Origin of the sequence: Kaistella sp. SH40-3, from assembly GCF_030686865.1 — a bacterium.
GTDB lineage: Bacteria > Bacteroidota > Bacteroidia > Flavobacteriales > Weeksellaceae > Kaistella.
This window is the reverse complement of the sequence record NZ_JAQYUS010000001.1, coordinates 786,262-804,389: the sequence shown is the minus strand read 5'-3', so window position 1 is coordinate 804,389 and position 18,128 is coordinate 786,262. Positions and strand designations below refer to the sequence as shown.

General features: G+C 34.6%; 15 protein-coding genes and 1 other RNA gene. 3 read left to right on the top strand and 13 right to left on the bottom strand.

What is annotated here, in order from left to right:
- Positions 1 to 139: 139 nt before the first annotated feature.
- The 3 genes from PUH65_RS03690 to PUH65_RS03680 all read right to left on the bottom strand — a co-directional run bounded on the left by PUH65_RS03690 (position 140) and on the right by PUH65_RS03680 (position 2,346).
- A complete protein-coding gene (locus PUH65_RS03690) occupies positions 140 to 865 on the bottom strand; it encodes an AAA family ATPase (RefSeq protein ID WP_305520309.1) in 726 nt (241 codons plus the stop codon).
- Between the two features lie 334 nt (positions 866 to 1,199).
- On the bottom strand, positions 1,200 to 1,706 hold the full coding sequence (locus PUH65_RS03685) for a hypothetical protein (RefSeq protein ID WP_305552539.1): 507 nt from the start codon (positions 1,704 to 1,706) through the stop codon (positions 1,200 to 1,202).
- Between the two features lie 112 nt (positions 1,707 to 1,818).
- Positions 1,819 to 2,346, bottom strand: coding sequence for a hypothetical protein (locus tag PUH65_RS03680; protein ID WP_305520311.1), 528 nt, complete (start codon positions 2,344 to 2,346; stop codon positions 1,819 to 1,821).
- Positions 2,347 to 2,532: 186 nt separating this feature from the next.
- On the opposite strand from PUH65_RS03680, the gene PUH65_RS03675 reads away from it, so the two are divergent.
- Both PUH65_RS03675 and PUH65_RS03670 read left to right on the top strand, forming a co-directional pair.
- The gene (locus PUH65_RS03675; protein WP_305520312.1) at positions 2,533 to 2,754 is read left to right on the top strand and encodes a PspC family transcriptional regulator; all 222 of its coding nucleotides are present in this window, start codon (positions 2,533 to 2,535) and stop codon (positions 2,752 to 2,754) included.
- Positions 2,755 to 2,852: 98 nt separating this feature from the next.
- Positions 2,853 to 3,365 carry a GNAT family N-acetyltransferase gene (locus PUH65_RS03670; RefSeq protein ID WP_305520313.1) on the top strand — a complete coding sequence of 171 codons (513 nt, stop codon included), beginning with the start codon at positions 2,853 to 2,855 and terminating at the stop codon, positions 3,363 to 3,365.
- Positions 3,366 to 3,397: 32 nt separating this feature from the next.
- Here the strand turns inward: PUH65_RS03670 and PUH65_RS03665 are convergent, their stop codons facing one another.
- The 3 genes from PUH65_RS03665 to PUH65_RS03655 all read right to left on the bottom strand — a co-directional run bounded on the left by PUH65_RS03665 (position 3,398) and on the right by PUH65_RS03655 (position 5,874).
- Positions 3,398 to 4,129, bottom strand: a complete 732-nt coding sequence (locus PUH65_RS03665; RefSeq protein WP_305520314.1) for an SIMPL domain-containing protein — start codon at positions 4,127 to 4,129, stop codon at positions 3,398 to 3,400.
- Positions 4,130 to 4,291: 162 nt separating this feature from the next.
- A complete protein-coding gene (locus tag PUH65_RS03660; RefSeq protein WP_305520315.1) occupies positions 4,292 to 5,053 on the bottom strand; it encodes a carboxypeptidase-like regulatory domain-containing protein in 762 nt (253 codons plus the stop codon).
- Positions 5,053 to 5,874, bottom strand: coding sequence for a hypothetical protein (locus PUH65_RS03655; protein WP_305520316.1), 822 nt, complete (start codon positions 5,872 to 5,874; stop codon positions 5,053 to 5,055). The genes PUH65_RS03660 and PUH65_RS03655 overlap by 1 nt, the downstream gene beginning before the upstream one ends.
- A 341-nt stretch (positions 5,875 to 6,215) precedes the next feature.
- Between PUH65_RS03655 and ssrA the strand changes: the two genes are divergently transcribed.
- Positions 6,216 to 6,614, top strand: a transfer-messenger RNA (tmRNA) gene (gene ssrA / locus PUH65_RS03650).
- A gap of 680 nt (positions 6,615 to 7,294) precedes the next feature.
- Here ssrA and pckA read toward each other — a convergent pair.
- The 7 genes from pckA to PUH65_RS03615 form a co-directional block, all read right to left on the bottom strand.
- The gene (pckA, locus tag PUH65_RS03645) at positions 7,295 to 8,899 is read right to left on the bottom strand and encodes a phosphoenolpyruvate carboxykinase (ATP) (RefSeq protein ID WP_305520317.1); all 1,605 of its coding nucleotides are present in this window, start codon (positions 8,897 to 8,899) and stop codon (positions 7,295 to 7,297) included.
- A gap of 128 nt (positions 8,900 to 9,027) precedes the next feature.
- The gene (locus PUH65_RS03640) at positions 9,028 to 9,924 is read right to left on the bottom strand and encodes a GYDIA family GHMP kinase (RefSeq protein WP_305520318.1); all 897 of its coding nucleotides are present in this window, start codon (positions 9,922 to 9,924) and stop codon (positions 9,028 to 9,030) included.
- A 12-nt stretch (positions 9,925 to 9,936) separates the two neighbouring features.
- On the bottom strand, positions 9,937 to 10,815 hold the full coding sequence (fabD, locus tag PUH65_RS03635; protein WP_305520319.1) for an ACP S-malonyltransferase: 879 nt from the start codon (positions 10,813 to 10,815) through the stop codon (positions 9,937 to 9,939).
- Positions 10,816 to 10,867: 52 nt separating this feature from the next.
- Positions 10,868 to 12,799, bottom strand: a complete 1,932-nt coding sequence (locus tag PUH65_RS03630) for a LysM peptidoglycan-binding domain-containing protein (protein WP_305520320.1) — start codon at positions 12,797 to 12,799, stop codon at positions 10,868 to 10,870.
- Positions 12,800 to 12,836: 37 nt separating this feature from the next.
- Positions 12,837 to 14,423 (bottom strand): bacillithiol biosynthesis cysteine-adding enzyme BshC, encoded by a 1,587-nt coding sequence (gene bshC / locus PUH65_RS03625; protein WP_305520321.1) that lies wholly within the window; start codon positions 14,421 to 14,423, stop codon positions 12,837 to 12,839.
- A gap of 109 nt (positions 14,424 to 14,532) precedes the next feature.
- Complete coding sequence (locus PUH65_RS03620) at positions 14,533 to 16,461, bottom strand: putative porin (RefSeq protein WP_305520322.1); 1,929 nt, start codon at positions 16,459 to 16,461, stop codon at positions 14,533 to 14,535.
- A gap of 97 nt (positions 16,462 to 16,558) precedes the next feature.
- Positions 16,559 to 18,115: a RagB/SusD family nutrient uptake outer membrane protein gene (locus tag PUH65_RS03615; RefSeq protein ID WP_305520323.1), complete on the bottom strand. Its 1,557-nt coding sequence runs from the start codon at positions 18,113 to 18,115 to the stop codon at positions 16,559 to 16,561.
- Between the last annotated feature and the right edge of the window lie 13 nt (positions 18,116 to 18,128).

The window sequence follows — 18,128 nt, the reverse complement described above, 5'->3', positions numbered from 1 at the left end:
TATAGACTTTTGAATTTTGATAAAAAAATAACCGGCAGTGATTGTCGGTTATTTTTTTATTAAACCATTAAGGTTAGAAAGATTTTATTATAGCGTTACATGAAATAAACCTCTGGTAAATCTCATGATTGAATTTTTTCTAACTTGATTTGAGATTTTTCTCTTCTCGTTCTAATTTCCCGATGAGTGCAGATTTGATTTTGGTAAATGCATAATCTTTGGCTTCGGCAAAAGAGATGTTATAATTTCGTTCGAAATTCTGCATATCTGTCGGAAATGGTTTTAAAATTTTATCGTAATAAGTATCTAAAACTTCTGCATTGGGCATTTCGAAATTGATGCGCAATTGAAAACGCCGCAATAAAGCAAGGTCGATAATTTCTGCATGATTGGTTGCTGCGATCAGTAAAGCGTTTGCAGGATAATAATCGATGAGTTGAATAATCGTGTTGACCAATCTTCGCATTTCGCCAACATCTTTGTCATCACTTCCTCTTTCTTTTCCGATCTGGTCGAATTCATCGAGGAAAAGAACGGCTTTTTCACGGGCTGCTTTATCGAAAACTTGTTTAATGTTTTGGGAAGTTTCACCAATTCTGGAACAAACGATATTGCTTAAGTTTAGAATTAAAATAGGTTTCCCAAGTGCATTTGCGATCGCTTTCGCAGTCGTCGTTTTTCCGCAACCGGAATTTCCCTGCAAGAGAATTTTATTATTGACTGGCAACCCGTATTTAGTTAATTCTTCAACATATCTGTATTCTTTGATGAGTTGCTGAATATTTTGGAGATTGTATTTATTCAGAAAAACATCTTCTAAAGAAACTACTTCTTTGTCATTGATAATAAGGTCGAATACATTCATGAGTAGAAATTTCTAAGTACAAATTTAGCGAAGAATTTTGAGATCGGGTTGCGGTGGGAAATCATAAATATTATGCGCACGGATTGCACAGATTTGCACAGATGAATGCTTTCTTAATGTTCTGTGAAAAAATCCGTGGAAATCTGTGTTCAAAAAAAATAACCAACAATAAATGCTGGTTATTTTCAAAAGTATATATGAATGTTATTCTAGCCCGGATGGAAGTGGAAATCCTTTTTTTGGCTCGTTGTAAAACGAGTTAAAAAAGATTGCAACGGACAGCCGGACTGAAATTGCTAAGAAGCGAAAATTTTGTTGCTTCTAAAAAAATAAATTAATTCGTAATTGGAAGGCTGCTAAATCCGATTGAAGTTTTCACAGATATATCGGAAGTTGGAGATTGTTTCAGCAAGTAAACCAATCTTTGCTGTACGCTACCCGCTTTCATCATCTTGTCTAAAACCTGGTTGGAGTTGATATCTAAAGCGAGTGAATTCCCAACATTGTCTGGAATATCTTCTCTGGAAGCGACCAAAACTTCATTGCTGCCGTTATTCGAAAGATAGACTTTTACTGATTTGAAAAGTCCAACACTGGTATTTGAATTCACAGAAATCGTGGCATTTGAAACGCGAATATCTTTAACATTTGCCCCAGAACCTGTGAGTTGATTAATACTTTGAGCGGCAGAAACATTGGATAAAATGGTATTCGCAGGCGACCCTGAAGTTACCAAAACCGTAGCGTTATAAGGAAAAGTATTTTGTAAAATCGAAGAAACCGTGGAACAACTTGCAAGAGTCGCCGTAGCAACGATTGCGGATAAAAACATATTTTTCATAATAATAGTAATTTATATTAATTGTTTCTATTCAGAAATTGTACCAATTGTTTTTTTACCTCATCCTAACTTTTTTCAAATAGAAAATATTTTCTTAAAAATGATCTTACTGTTATTCTAAGGTTACAGTAAATTTTCCTATTACGTCACTCGAAGCCATATTGCTTTTACCGATGAGGAGCCATATTTCGCCGTTTTGATTAATATCGTACTTGATATCTCGTCCGAAAGGTCCGTCGTAATCACCGTTCGCCAATTTAATTTGATTGAAACGGATATTCATTTTCGGATTTTCTGAAGTGATTTTTCCGACGATGTTATTTCTATTAAAGTTTTTAATTTTTACAACCATTTGCTGGTCGGAGTTGGTAAATTCATCAGCTATTGTGATGGGAATCATGTCCGAATCAATTGTTTCAATGATACTGTTTGCTTCTACAACTCTGTCTTTTTTAAAAGATTTTTTTAACGCGTTGTCTTCATCAATTGAAACATTTCCGTTCGCAGCAGAGTCTATTTTATTAATAACGGTTCCATCTGAAACAATGGCTGAATCATTCTTTAATGTATTTTCGGATACCACTTCTTTTTGGGTGCAAGACATTAATAATAATGGAAGGATTGCAAGTAATTTTTTCATTTTAAATATGTTTTATTTTGTGAAAGTTTTCAGCCAGGTTTTTAATCTATTATTAAAAGCCAAAATTATTCCGTAAAATAAATCCTGAAAGTCAACTACGAATGCAATGGTTCACTTATAAATAATCAACTTGCATTTTTTAAAAGGAAGTTTCGTACCTTTGAATTTATAATAAACGTTCTAGAAATGCTGGATAACCTAAGACATAAAATGGAAAAACAATGGTTTGGAGTGCTCACAAGAATGGGTGCCAAATTGGGTATTCCGGTTTCTAAACTGCGGGTGTTTTTCATTTACTCTACTTTTGCGACGGCGGGGGTTTTCTTTCTTATTTATTTAGGATTGGCTTTTACGCTGTGGATTAAAGACATGTTTATCACGAGACGACCCAGCGTTTTTGACTTATAATATTGATGATGTAATCTCCCCCGTTTAATCGGCAAATTGTTTCACAATATATCAGCATTCCTCCATTACGATTGGATTAAAAAATATAAAGAATTACTATGATTTGGTTTGAAGAATTACAAACGCGCAAAAAACTTTCCAGAATTTATGCTGCTTACGAAACAACCTTTCCGGAAGATGAACGACGCGATGAAGTTCAATTTTTAGCCTTACTCGAAAATCCTGACAGTTTTATTTTCGCTGTGAAAAATGATGAAACCCACGTTGGCTACGTCATTCTTTGGAAATTAAAACACTGTTATTATCTGGAACATTTTGAAGTTTTTGAAGAATTTCGGAACTTAAAATTAGGTTCAAAGATTTTAGCAGAAGTAAAAGACAAATTTGGAAACCTCGTTTTAGAATCCGAACCGAGTCATTTAGATGAAATGGCAGAACGAAGAATTAATTTCTATTTAAGAAATGGCTTCTCGATTATTTCCGAAGATTATATTCAACCAAGTTATGGTCCCGGGAAAAGTTCGATGAATTTATTTATTCTCAGCAATTTTGCGGTTGATGATGTGAAAGAGATTGAGATGGAATTACACTCTAAAGTTTATCAATTTTAAAAACTTCGATGGAGATTTAAGGAAGTAACTTTTTAATTCACCTCATACTCCAACTTAATCGTAATACTCGCTTCTTTGTCTTTGGAAGAAGTATTAAACGTTCCGCCGTAGGAATATTCTTCCGTAGAATTGGGAGCGGTAATTTGAGTAACTCCCATGGTTGCTTTTTTTAAGTTGCCGAGTTTCGCACCCGCATTTTCAGCGATTTTCTCAGCGCGTTGTTTGGCATCTTTTGTTGCATCAGCAATCATTTGATGTTTCACGTCGGCGAGTTTGGTGTAGAAATAATTTGGTGGTGAAGAGGTAAATTCAATTCCGAGATTAATAATTTCTGTAATATTTCGGGAAAGATTTTCAACTTTTGCGACCTCTTTGCTGTCGATAGAAACCGTTTGAGAAAGTTGATAACCAGCAAAAGTCTGAGTGCTTCGTCCGTTCTCATCGGTTCCGTAATTGAATTGTTTCTGAATATCTACGGCCGAAAAAACCATTTGATCTTTCGGAATTCCTTTTGAAACTAAATAATTCTCAATTACTTTTTTATCGTTCGCCAATTCGTCATACGCAGTTTTAAGTTCAAAACTATTCCGCGAGAAATTTCCACTCCAGGCAATTAAATCTGAGGTAAATTTATTAGATCCCAAACCAGTCACTGAAATTGTATTTTCGGATTTATTTCTATTTTTAATGGCGCTTCCTAAAAAGGCAAGTCCAATAATAAAACCGGCGGAAGCAATGGCGATAGCGATTATATTTTTGTTCATTTGTTTGTATTTTTTATTTGTTTTAGGCTAAATTATTTATCAGGATTAAAGATAGTAATAAATTATTTTCTTGAACCACAAAAGAGATCAAAGTAAAATGCTTGAAAAAAGGATCTCAAAACAATCAAAAACAGATACAGATTTAGAAACTGTAGAACTATTTTAACGATTGAGATATTCCGGAAGCGTATCTTCTAAAATAAAAAGTACTTTCGAGCGATTTTGACTTTTAATATATTTATTAATCTCGGGTTTTATTCCCAGTGAAAACTGGAGAAATTCAGAAATTTTCTCTTTAGGAATTTCCATTTTAATAAAATACTCTTCACCAACTTTACCTTTTATCCAAAGGATATTATCTTGAAGATCATCATAGCGATATTGCGCTTTCTTTCTTCTTGCATCACCACTGATTAAATTATAAATGGCTTGAGGTTTAAGACTTAAACCTAACAATGCTACCAAAACATCATTTTTAAAATCAGATGGCGTTTCTCTTGGCTTTTCTGGTGGTTCCGGAACACCAACCTCTCTTTGAAGATTTGCTACCTTATCGAACTTTGCTAAATTTCTGGAATCTTTATTTAAGTCGCCAGTTAATCGAACGGCAGGGACTTTTACTTCTTCAATTTCTTGGACAGTGCGAAAAATAGTGATTGAAAAAGGAGTATAAACTTCTTGGGAAGTCAACAATTTAGAACTTCTTTCAAAACCTTGGCGGACGAAACGCAATTCATCTTTTGCATTTGCATCAATAGAAAATTCCCCATTGAGGTTCGTGTAGGATTTTTCTTCGGTTTTCATATTAAAAACCAAAACTGCAGGAATTGGATTTTGATCTTCATCGGTTACTGTTCCAGAAACTTTCTGAGAAAATAACGAGGTATAAAAAGAGAGGACGAGTAATAAAAGTATTCGAACCATTAAGAGCCGACTTTGTGAGTTTTAAGATAATCAACCAAAGCAATTTTGAGTTCAGATTCAATGACTGCTCTATTAAAGTTTTTATGATACTTCTTTGAAAGTGAATTTACCTGATCGACATACGCCAGAAAAATATCAAAATCATATTCTGACAAACCATAATTTTTGAAATAATCGAGATCTATGACGTCTTTTACACGACGATAAAAATCTTCGACCTCAGCATAATTTAGAGGCGTAGGATTATTCTTCTTACCAGCAATTGCGCCCGCCAGAAATCCTAAAACTCCGCCATTTCCACCACTACCAACACTCAGAAGAGAGATTTGTCCGTCTCCTGGTTTTCTCTGTGCAAACATCGACGGAATTGTATTTTGAGGAATCACTTCATTTAAAGGGCCACGCATATATTGGCTCATTTCGTTATTTAGTTTCAGCTTCCTCTCTGAGGTTTTGAAATAGTCAAGGTCTTTTTTTAAATCTCCGGTTGGATTAAAAGCGATGGTTATTTCTTCTATTTCGAAAGGTAATTTACTAAGAATTAGATTTAAGGGTTGGGTGAAATTTTCCTCTTTGATTTTTAAGGTCAACCTTTCGAAACCCGTTTTTACAATACGCAGTTCATCTGATGGGATCGCAGAAATAATAAAGTCTCCTGAAGTATCGGTTATTACAATTTCTTCAGTACGAGAATTATAAATATAAGTTTGAGAAATATTGTTCTGAACTTCGTTTTTCACATTCCCGATAATGTATTTTTTCTGTGAAAACAGAAATGAAACTGAAAAAAGAAAAAGGGCAAATAATAGTTTTGTTTTCATTCAGGTTATTTCAGTAAATATAATTCGATATTTAACCGCTTTGGTGTTTTAGATTTTTAGGAAGAGGAACTTTAACCTGCTTTAACGGGTTTTATGATTTTTTTAGAAAATCGAGATTTGTTTTTTGTTAAAATTTCTACCTAATAATATTGACTATGCTGTTTTTTAATCGCAAAGACACAAATATTCATAAGAGGTTCGATGCTAAAATTACGGATGTAAAAACGTTTCACTTTGCGAAAGGCGCGAGTAGAAACATTGACCAGGTTGAGTATAGAATTAGAAAATGATTTTAATTATAGCACTATTTTTGCTTATCTTTGCAGTCTTACAAAAACATTGGGGTTGACTGGTTTCGACAGCAAGATCGATGGGTAAGTAAGCATGCAGAGAACCGTAGCGCGATCTCTTTAATCCCTTGCTGCAAACTTTTAACTGGCAACCAAGAGTTCGCTCTTGCAGCTTAATCTGAATAAAGTAGGATTCAAGCGTTCTCCCGAAGATAGTAAGGAGGCAAGATGTCTCGCAAATGCTCCGTTCTGCGGCGTTTGATTCTGAGGCATAGCAATGCAGAAATAAGTCCCGAAAGACTTCGGTTCGGGATCGAAAACCAAAGAAGTTAAGTTGTAAATTGGGTGTCTGTGCTCTGTTTATAGTCGAAAATTAATCGCAGAATAAGCATGTAGAAATCTTATGTATTGCTTGTTTGGACGAGGGTTCGAATCCCTCCAACTCCACGAAGCATGAAATTAGGCACTTTTAATTAAGTGCCTTTTTTTGTTTTTTCAGCAGAAAGTCGTTCTTTTTTAAAATAAATTTGAATCATTTAAAAATATTTCAAGGATGGGAACAAAAAATATTTCAGCAAATACTACAAAGGAGAAACACAACATCCTCCAACCCTATCATGAAGTGGAGCATTTTTCTGGAATTACGAAAAATCATTCTATACGACTAATCCAAACCCATCGAAAGAAGAATTCGATGAATGGTTGGAGGATTTGTTGTGTAATTATTTGCCTTACAAAATGATGAGTGCACCTCTGTAAGATGATGAGCAATTAATTAAGCAATGGAAAATGGAATACAAAAACTCTTAAGCAAATTAAAATCAGAAAAAAAATAAGGTGAAATCTCAACCTATATTAATTGGAAAAGAAAGCGTCTGGGAACACATTGGGAACAAATTTAAAAATCACAATTCCTATATATACATGTCAGTTCTCTCATATTTAATATTATCTGAAACATAACGAACATTCGTAAATTTTAAAACAGAATTAAACTTATAATCAAGGAGTTAATAAATGCTGTCGAACTCCTTTGTATTAACATATCTAATTTCAATTCTTAATTGAAAAAATAAAAAAAAATTCCCTCAGCAAAAACTGAGGGAATCTATATTTAAAAACTACAATTCTTACAATTGTGGTCCCGCAGCAACTAATCTTTTAGCTTCGTCGTTATCGCAATACTGTTCGAAGTTTTTGATGTAACGCGCTGCTAAATCTCTTGCTTTAACTTCCCATTCAGAAGCACTTGCATAAGTTGATCTAGGATCTAGGATTCCTTCTGAAACATTTGGTAATGCAGTAGGAATCTCTAAGTTCATAACAGGAATTGTTGTTTTCTCTGCTTTGTCAATAGAACCATCAATAATTGCATCGATGATTGCACGCGTATCTTTCAAAGAAATTCTTTTTCCTGTTCCGTTCCAACCGGTGTTTACCAAATAAGCTTTTGCGCCGTGCTCTTGCATTTTTCCGATTAAGGTTTTAGAATACATCGTTGGGTGCAAAGTTAAAAATGCTTCACCGAATGCTGGAGAGAAAGATGGTTCTGGCTCCGTAATTCCTCTTTCAGTTCCGGCTAATTTTGAGGTATAACCGCAAAGGAAATGGTATTGTGCCTGATCTTCATTAAGAATAGAAACTGGGGGCAATACTCCAAAAGCATCTGCCGATAAATAAACAATCTTTTTAGCATGTCCTGCTTTAGATGGCAATACAATTTTACTGATATGATAAATTGGATAAGAAACTCTAGTGTTTTCTGTAATTGAATTATTGGTATAATCTGCTTCACCGTATTCGTTTACCACCACATTTTCTAATAAAGAATCTCTTCTGATTGCTTTGAAAATATCTGGTTCCTTTTCTTCTGAAAGGTCAATAACTTTAGCATAACAACCACCTTCAAAATTGAAAACTCCGTTATTATCCCAACCGTGCTCATCATCACCAATTAAGTATCTTTTTGGATCTGCAGAAAGCGTAGTTTTACCAGTTCCTGAAAGACCGAAGAATAATGCAACATCTCCATCTTCACCTACGTTAGCTGAACAGTGCATTGAAGCCATCCCTTTTAATGGAAGGTAATAGTTCATCATTGCGAACATTCCTTTCTTCATTTCGCCACCATACCAAGTTCCACCAATAATCTGCATTTTCTGAGTTAAATTAAACATCACGAAATTTTCGGAGTTTAATCCTTGCTCTTTCCAGTTTTGATTGGTAGTTTTAGAACCATTCATTACGATGAAATCGGGCTCCCCAAAACTTTCTAATTCAAAATTAGAAGGACGGATAAACATATTCGTAACAAAATGCGCTTGCCAAGCAACCTCCATAATGAAACGAACTTTAAGTCTTGTATCAGGATTGGTACCGCAAAAAGCGTCAACCACATATATTTTTTTTGAAGAAGATAATTGTTTTAAAACCAACTGCTTACAACTTTCAAAAACCTCAGGTGTAGTTGGTAAATTTACTTTACCATCCCAGTGAATAGTATCTTTGGTCACATCATCTTTTACAATGAAACGGTCTTTCGGAGAACGACCTGTAAATTCACCAGTTTTTACAGCTACAGCGCCAGAAACAGTTACTGCTCCTTTTTCGAAACCTGTATTTTTGCTAGACATTTCCGCAACAAACAATTCCTCGTAGGTTGGATTATAAGATACTTCTTCATACCCAGTGATGCCCAGATTATGTAGTTGCTGAATGATTTTAATGTTCTTCATAACGTCTTTTTATTTCTGATTTTTTATTAAAAAACAAATTTACTGATTAATTGTATTCAAGAAGATTTAAAAATAGTGATATTCATCAGAATCTGCAAGATTTTAAAAATCCATTAAAAAACTGATTTTCAGCAAATTAAATCTTCATAGGAGAAAACAGTCGGAAAACCAAGTCCCTGAAAATAGTCCTCAAAACCATAAAATCTAGAACTCATTACAAAATCACCACCCCAAGCGCCGAGACTTTTAACAAAACTCGGGCAGTTTTCGAAATATTTTTCTTTAATCGGTTTAATTCCTAGAAAACAACTTAATTTTTTTTCGTGAAGAATCATTAAATCAGAAAATTCTTCTAAAGTCCCTGCTTCCAAAACATGTTGTGTCAGTTGTGAAAACTCTTCGATTAATTCCGGCGATTTTTCTTTAGACCGATAGAGACTAATCCCTTCCCGACTATTTTGTTTTTGATTAAGATGAATGAAAATGAACTCCTTTTTAAAATCAGGATTAAAGTCTATTTTCTGAATCAATCTTTCTGGTCGATTTGCATAAAGAATTGCTGACTTTTGCTGAGCCACCGCGACATCATAACCACTTCCACCCAAACAGGTTTCATTGAGTTCAAAGGCATCAATCTGCGACCATTGCGCCAGATTATTCATTAAAGTAGAACTGCTTCCTAAGCCAAAATTCGCCGGAAACTGTAAATTAGTGATGATAGAATAAGAAGAATCATCTTTCAACCGAATGCTCGAAAGTTCTTTTACTTTCATCAAAACCTTTAATATAAACTCAGCAGAATCTGGGATATTGGTCGTTAAAACGTTCCCGTTTTTATAATCGATGCTTGCATTTAACCAAGGTTTGCCCTGATGAAGCGCAGTCCAGTTAACCAAAGATTTGCCGTCTGGAGTTTCATCAACAAAAAACTCTTGCCCCCATTTTGTAGGTACGGCAAGAGCCAAAGCGCCATCCAGGACGACATATTCCGAGGTGAGCAATAATTTTCCAGGGGAAAAAATCATACTCGCTATTTTTTAAAGGGCAGACGAAACACCTACCGTATTATTAATTTTTTTGATCAATCCTTGCAAAGTTTTTCCTGGCCCCACTTCTACAAAAGAAGTTGCCCCTTTTAGAATCATATTCTGGATAGTTTGCGTCCATTTTACCGGTCCAGTTAATTGTGCAATCAGATTGAGTTTAATTTCTTCAGGATCAGTAACCGCAGTGGTTGTGATATTCTGATAAACTGGCATTGTCGGTTTATAAAACTTGGTATTGTTAATAGCCGCTGCTAATTTCTCTTGTGCTGGCATCATCAATGGAGAATGAAAAGCTCCATTTACAGGAAGCATTAAAGCACGTTTCGCACCCGCTTTTTTCATATTTAAACAAGCCAATTCTACCGCTGCAGTTTCACCAGAAATCACCAATTGTCCAGGACAGTTGTAATTTGCAGGAACCACGATGCCAGGAGTTTCTTCACAAATTCTTTCTACTACCTCATCGGCTAAACCGAGAATTGCTGCCATTGAACTTGGGTTCGCGTTACATGCATCCTGCATTGCTTTTGCCCGCGTAGAAACCAACTTTAAGCCGTCTTCAAAACTTAATACGCCATTAGCAACCAAAGCAGAAAACTCTCCTAAAGAATGCCCGGCAACCATTTGAGGCGCAACTCCATTCAATGCTGTTTTAAGGGCTGCAACAGAATAAATAAATATAGCTGGTTGCGTAACTTCGGTTTTTTTCAAGTCTTCATCGGTGCCTGTAAACATGACCGACAAAATATCGAAGCCTAAAATCTTATTAGCAGAATCCATCAAATCTTTGACGTCTTTTCGGGATTCGTATAATTCTTTTCCCATCCCGACATATTGTGAACCTTGCCCAGGAAATACAAGTGCTTTCATATAATTATTTACGATAAATTAAAAAATCACATTTAAAATTGATGTGTTTTTATTAGTTTGGAATTAAACGAACTACGCGGTAACCTTTGTTGACGTATGCTCCAGTTTTTGTTTTTTCAAATTCAAATTTAGTAGCCAACTGCGTTTGCACCTTATTCATTTGTTTAAAGATCTCTCCTTTTTTATTCTCACGGCTCAACATATCGTTAACTACATCGAAACCGATGACGGCATATTTTGAAGGTGCTTTACAATATTTCTTTTTGTAATCTGCCAATATTTCTTTTTCAAATGTACCTTCTGTATCGATTTTTCGATCCATTAAATACACCAAATTGCTTTGACTTAATTCATCCTGTTTCTTTTCAAAAATCGGAGAATAGTACAAACTAAAAGATTTTACGCCAGCAACATTCTTAGAAAGCGCAATCATTCTATTGGCAAATGCATCTCCAGCCTCATCGCTGTTATTTGCAAGAATTGCAATAACAGGTGCCGGATTGCCCGTCATCATGTTTTGATCGGGTTGAATATCAGACGCTGATTTCACCAAAATAACATTTGGATTTTTCAGGGCTTTTTTCAAATTGGATTCTAAATATTTTGCCATAGATTCGTCTGCATCAGAAACAACATAAATTTTCTGATCAGAAAAAACATCTTTCACTTCTTTTACAATTCGATCGGCATAAATATAATCATTGGTTTCGATAATGATTAAATTCTGGTAAGCCAGCAAATCTTCTGAATTAGCAAAAGGCGCAACTACAGGGATTTTGCTGTTTTTCACATAATTTAAAACTTCTAGAACACTGGTTTTAAAAAAGGGTCCAATAATCAAGTCAGTATTATCTTGATTGATTTGAGTTAGAGAATTTTTAAAACTTTTTTCGTTTCCAGCATCGATTACTTTGATATCAAGTTTTTGACCTTGTTTTGTATTTCTCTCAATTGCCAGTTTTGCGCCAGAAAGGAAATCGAGAGATAAACTTCTGTATTTAGAATCACCACTGTCAAAACCAAAAGGCAACATTAAAACTACGTTTAATGCGTCACCCGATTTTTTCACATAAGCAGAATCCAATTTTTTAATTTTTAAAACCATTCCTGATTTTAAACCTTGAGATAAGTTGGGATTTAATGAAAGTAAGTCGTCTAAAGTAATTCCAAATTTATTCAACAGTCCGAAAACCGTATCACCATCTTGCACAGTATAAGTTACGTAATCATCTGAAACCGACGTGGTAGAATAAGTTGATGGAATTGTATTTTGCGAAACCGCAGTTGCTTTGGACTCAGATTGAACTTGTTGCGTAGTTCCTTTAACTACAATAACATCACCTGCTTGCAAACCTTTTGCTTCTAAACCTGGATTGAGTGCAAACAATTCTTTTTGATTCAGGTTAAATTTACGGGAAAGTTTAAAGTAATTATCCTTTGGCTGTACCGTATAAGAATTTTCGTCTACTGCAACTGTTTCTACAGCCTTGATTGGTTCTGGTTGGGGGACAGGTTTTGCTGTTTCGGTTGTCGCAACAACTTCCTGCTGAGCATCACCAAATTTCTGAATATTAGTTAAAGGCAAAGTCACTTCGTCACCAATCTTCATATGAGAATCCAAATCTGGATTCAACTTGCGAAGGTCGGTCTCAGAAATTTGATATTGCTTGGTGATACCATAAATTGTTTGTTTAGGTTTTAGAATAATCTTGCCTAATTTACTCGTAGATGCAGTAGATTTTGCTTCAGTTTTCACTGGAGTAGCAGCAGAATTATTGCCCGTTTTATTAATCAATAAAACCTCGCCGATCGTTACTTTTCCGTCTTTTGAATTTGGATTTAATTTCACCAAATCATCAACGGTCATGCCGTATCTTTTTGCGATATTATACGGGTTATCGCCCTTTTCCACCGTATGGGTTTTTTGGGCAGATAAACCTGCAATTGCTGTTAGACCAGCTGTGATAAGAAACTTTTTGATCATCTTTAAGATAAATATTTACAAAAATACTGCTTTAAAATTAAATAGTAAAAATTATTAATTCGGAATTTTCAACTTCTAAGTCTTGGTAACAACTATGAAGCCACTCTTGGCCGAGGTCTGCGTAAAATACAGAGAAGTTGTAATTTCTTTCCTGCCAGGTATTTCCGGGATGAATCTTTTGAAATAAATTTTCTAAACGTTCCAGTTTTTCACTCTGCTTTATTTTCTCGGCACGAAGCAATCTTTTTTTCATTCGGTCGAAGGATTTCAACTGTCGGGTTTGTTCTCCTTTTACTAAATTACCAAAGGTTTTCTCCGTTAATTCTGCTTTTGTTTTTAAATGGTTGAATTGCTCTTTTAATTGAGTTTCCTGTTGATTTAACAAAGGCAGGATTTCATTATTTTCCAGTAAAATATCATTCGTAACAACGGCGAAGTTTTTGAAAAAGTCATTAATTTCTAAACCTAAATTCTTCGTTTTAGAAACCGTTTTTTCAGAAATCATCAACATCGAATTTCTTGGAATCAAAATCGGTAAAGGAAGATCGAGTTTTTCAAAATAATTCTTGAGTTCAAGCCAATACATGATTTCGGCATTTCCGCCGATATAAGTGATATTGGGTAAAATCGTTTCCTGATAAACTGGACGCATTAAAGCATTCGGACTAAATCTTTCGGGATGATTTTCTAATTCGGCTAAAATTTCTTCTTCGCTAAAAGATTTCTCTGTATCAACGATAACGAATTTATTATCTTCAAAGGCAATTCGATCTCGCGTTTCTGAAAGGTAAAATAAATTAATCTCTCGTGGATTCACCTGAACTTTTCCGTATTTCTCAGTTAAGAAATCAACGGTTTCTTTAGTTGTTTCAAATAAATTTTGATTCAGTAATTCATCTTTGAATACCGTTTTCATTTCCGTTTTCAATTTCGCTTCATCACCATCGATAACGATTAATCCGTAATCAGAAAAAAGTTCATGAACGATTATTCGGGTTGCTTGGGAAAGCGTATTTCCTTTTTTGTACGCGCGCTTTAATAATAAGATCAATTCAGTTCCGAAAACAGAATCTTTAAATTCTTCTTCAAACTGAGAAATGAAAAAATCATCTTCCATTTTTATTCTTCCTACTGCGCCACCATATTTTGCTTTGGTTTCGTAGTAATGATTTTCGGTTTTGAAATGATTGATCTCTTCAAAATCATGATCTTCAGAAGCCAACCAAAATAAAGGAACAAAATTCTTAGTTGGAAATTTTTGATTTAAAAACTCAGCCAATTTAATGGTCTGTAAAATTTTATAAATAAAGAAAACAGGTCCGGTAAAAAGGTTTAACTGATGTCCAGTCGTTACGGTGAAAGTGTTTTCTAATTCTAAATTTTTAAGATTAAATTGCTGCTTTTCGGATTGCGGGAAATCTGAATATTGATTTTGCAAAACTTCACAAAGCACTTTTCTTTTCTCGGAAGAAAAAGATTTTTCTTTTTGCAGAAACTGCTTTTCAATATTTTCTAAGTTAAAAAACTGGGATTCGAAACCCGGAATTTTTTGAGTCAGAAAATCTTTGATGAGCAAAGGAATGCTTTCAATTTCTAAAAAAGGGATATTGGTTAGTTTTTTCAAAATAATCTGATTTTTATAGTGCTTTTTAGGGCGCAAAGGCGTTTCACTTCGCAAAGGTCAAAAAAAAGAATTGATTGTGATTGATTTTTAATTCACATTCGAAACTTGTTTAACTAAAAAGATACCAAACAATTCCTAAGTTCAAACGAAAATCATACAGCGGATAATATGGTGCAGTAAAGGATTTATTCTTCATAAAGGTCGTGTTTAAATGTTGTGCTTCGATGAAGAAAAACATTCTTTTCACTTTCAAATTAAAATAAACATCAGCGATTGGTTGTCCGCCGATTGAGTATGAATTTTCATTTGGTAAAATAAATTCGTTTAACACTGGGAAGAATTCACGGGAGGCAAACTTTGAAAAGTAATACACTTTAATTCCGGTTTGAATTTCGGCTGCGTTTTTAAAGGCTTTTGTTTGATAAAAAAGATTGGCTCTTCCCACAAAATTAGGCATTGGCAGAAGATCTTTGTTTCCGATGGCAGATTGGAAAAGCACTTTTGGATTAAGATGAAATTTACCATAAGAGAACGTTGCTTCGCCACCGATCTGTGAAATATTCACCGAAGAAGAACTCTGTTGTGGAAGTGCTTTAGAATCCAAATAAGTGTAATTATCTATTCTGAAATAATTTGCAAATACACTACTTTTAAACCATTTTAAATTAACGTCTCCGCCAATTTCTGTAATAGTTTGGTTTTTAGCATCTGCGAAGTAATAATTAAAGTCTTTATAAATGGAAGGATTAATCAGTAAATTAAAACTCGGTGAAGCCGACTGGAAATTCACTTTTCCATTCACAAAATAATCCTTAATCGGTTCGAATCGCACTAAGTTTTGAGAACGGACAAAACTGCCGAATTCTTTTCCGCTGGAGAATTCTAAGTTAGAATTTAATTCTACTTTATCCCAAAGTTTAACCAGCAGATTTCCGACCGCACCAATTCTGTTTTCAGAAAGTTCTTGGGGGAAATTTAAAGCAGTTGGAAAAGGTGTCCCAACTCCTAACTTGATTAATTGATGGCGAACTCCCGCATCTAATTTGAAATTTTCTTTATCAAAAAGAATACTTACGGTATTGCTTAAATTCTTAGAATATTTTTTTGAAGATTCTGGATAGTCATACAATTCTAAAGGATCCTTAAAATAGTATTGTTCGGCGGAAGACTGATTATAAAAATATTTATTTCCCTGATGGAAAATTGTGTGTCGAATTTTAAAAGGAAATTTTTCAGAGGCGAACGGTTTAAATTCCTGAGAGAAATAATACCGTCTGTAGGAGAACTGAGAATTAGAATTATTTAAATTAACGAGCAAATTTTCCCGATTGTTAAAGTCAGAATTTCCATTCAGAAATAAATTAACATCGGCGATGCCACCGTTTTCCTGATTGTTGACATTATCATGAAGAAAATGCGCAAAGACTTCATATTTACCGCTTTTAGAAAGATAATGGCCAGAAAAAAGCACTTCATTATTTGATGCCAAAGAATTGAGATAATGACCTTGGGAACGAAGGCCGGTATATTCTACTGCGATGTTGAATTCTTTACCAATATTTTGGGTATAAGTCGATTGCAAAACGGCTCCATTTCGCGCTGAATTATGATAGATGAAAGCCGTTGTTGGAGTTTTCACATCGTAATATTTAACATCCTTAATTCCTCTAATAAAATAAGATTTATTGGTTGGAAGCAGAGATAAATTTTGTTCGGTATCCACTTCAAAAACCAAGGGATTAAATCCCGAACCTACATTGGCAAATTGAATTTTCCCAAAATTATCACGGTTATTATATTGAGAAAATATAAAAGTTTTATCGTGTGTAAATGCGGTATCAAAGATTTTCTTTTCAGAAAACTGGGTTCTGTAGGTATAATCGTAAATGGTTGGTTTAAAAACTTTCAGGGAATCTTTGAAACCGGAATCAATCACTAAAGTATCCCCTGGTTTTACACGGTTAGAGTCAGTTTTGTTGACAATCTGTGCATTAAGGTTATAACTGAAAAGAAATATGCAGAAAAGGATGAATCTCATTCTATTTGTTTGGTGTACAAATGTAAGAAATATGATGAAATAAAAAAGGGCTGTAATTTTGATGATTACAGCCCTTTGATTATTACCTAAAGAAATTTTAGTTATACCCTGGGTATTGTTTTAAGTTCACATTGTAATTTAAAGCACTTTGGCTAATTGGCATTACAAACAATTTATCGTTTGCTGGAACATTACAGTTCATTACGCAATTAGAGTTCTTAATAAGTGGTAAATTATTACGTTTAATATCAAAAAACCGTTGACCTTCACCGTAGAACTCTTTCGCTCTTTCGGTAAGAATATCATTTAACAAATTGGTCCCCGTATAAGTTGAACCTCCTCTAGATAAGGCAAAGGCATTAAGTTCGGCAAGAGCTGTAGCGGTTTGTCCTACAAGGAATAATGCTTCAATTCTGTTCAATTGTGCTTCTGCAAATCTTAGAATCTTAATGTTTCTTACGAAGTTTCCATCACTGGTCAATCTCGGATATTTATTAGTCCACGCTCCTGCAGGATTATCTGTTGCAGGTAGTGTTAATGTAGACATTAAACCTGCCGGTAGAACAGCGGTAGGAACTCCTGGCAGAGTTGTAGCCGAGGTTACTGTAGTTTTGGTATTTCCTCTTCTAACATCTGGAGACAAACTTTGTGGCGTTCCATTTGGTAAAGTTGGTAAATCGGTATGTGGGAAACTGTCGAAGAAATTTTTCGTAAACAAAAGTGCACGTCGATCTCCACTTACTCTGTTATAAAGTGTGGGTAAAGCTAAGTTAGCTCCAATTTCAGTAACAAGATTTGAACTTGAATTTAAATCGAGTTCCCAAATAGTTTCCGGTTGATTTTCAGAATTAATTTCTGGGGTTCCTGCGAAATAGTCCGCATATTTTGACATTGCAATTGGCGCAAATTTATCTGTAGGATTATTCACAATGTCAGAAGCATACTGTAATGCCAACTGTGCATCACCAGGCGCTCTTCTTGTAAGATAAACTCTTGAGAGCAATAATTTTGCGGCAGTCTTGCTCATTAAAACTTTACTTGAAGGTGCAGCATCAGCATTTTGTAAACCTTCGTTTAAGTCTTTAATTATCTGAGTGAAAACTTCGGTAACAGTTGCTCTTGCGGGTTGAATAGAAGCGTCATAATCTGATAAGACCAAAGGAACTCCGTATTCCTGATTAATCCCAGAAGTTGGTGCAGGTGAAAAATAATTAACTAAAGTAAAATAGGCAAAAGCTCTTAAAATTTTAGCTTCTCCTTTCATACGGGATACATTCGCATTATCTGCTACCTGCTTATTATTAATCACCATATTGCAATTCATAATTGCATCGTACATCGTACCATAAACCCCACCCGTATTATTATTGAGCGCATTGTAATTCATGTTCGAAGTTAAAACATACGCTTTTGCACTTGTTACATAAACATTATCTGATAAGACATCGGCTAATGCCATGGCATCTGTCCCCAAGCCACGCACTGAACCCATAGTAAGATACCCTGCGTTTAGAAATTTTTGAAGTTTATCTTCTGTATTTATTTCCTGGATATCATCTTGACTTGGTGGATACAAATCTAATTCTCTCTCACTGCAAGAATTGCTACTTGCCAGAACCAATAAAGACGATATTAATATAAAATATTTTTTCATTTTATTTTTTTTA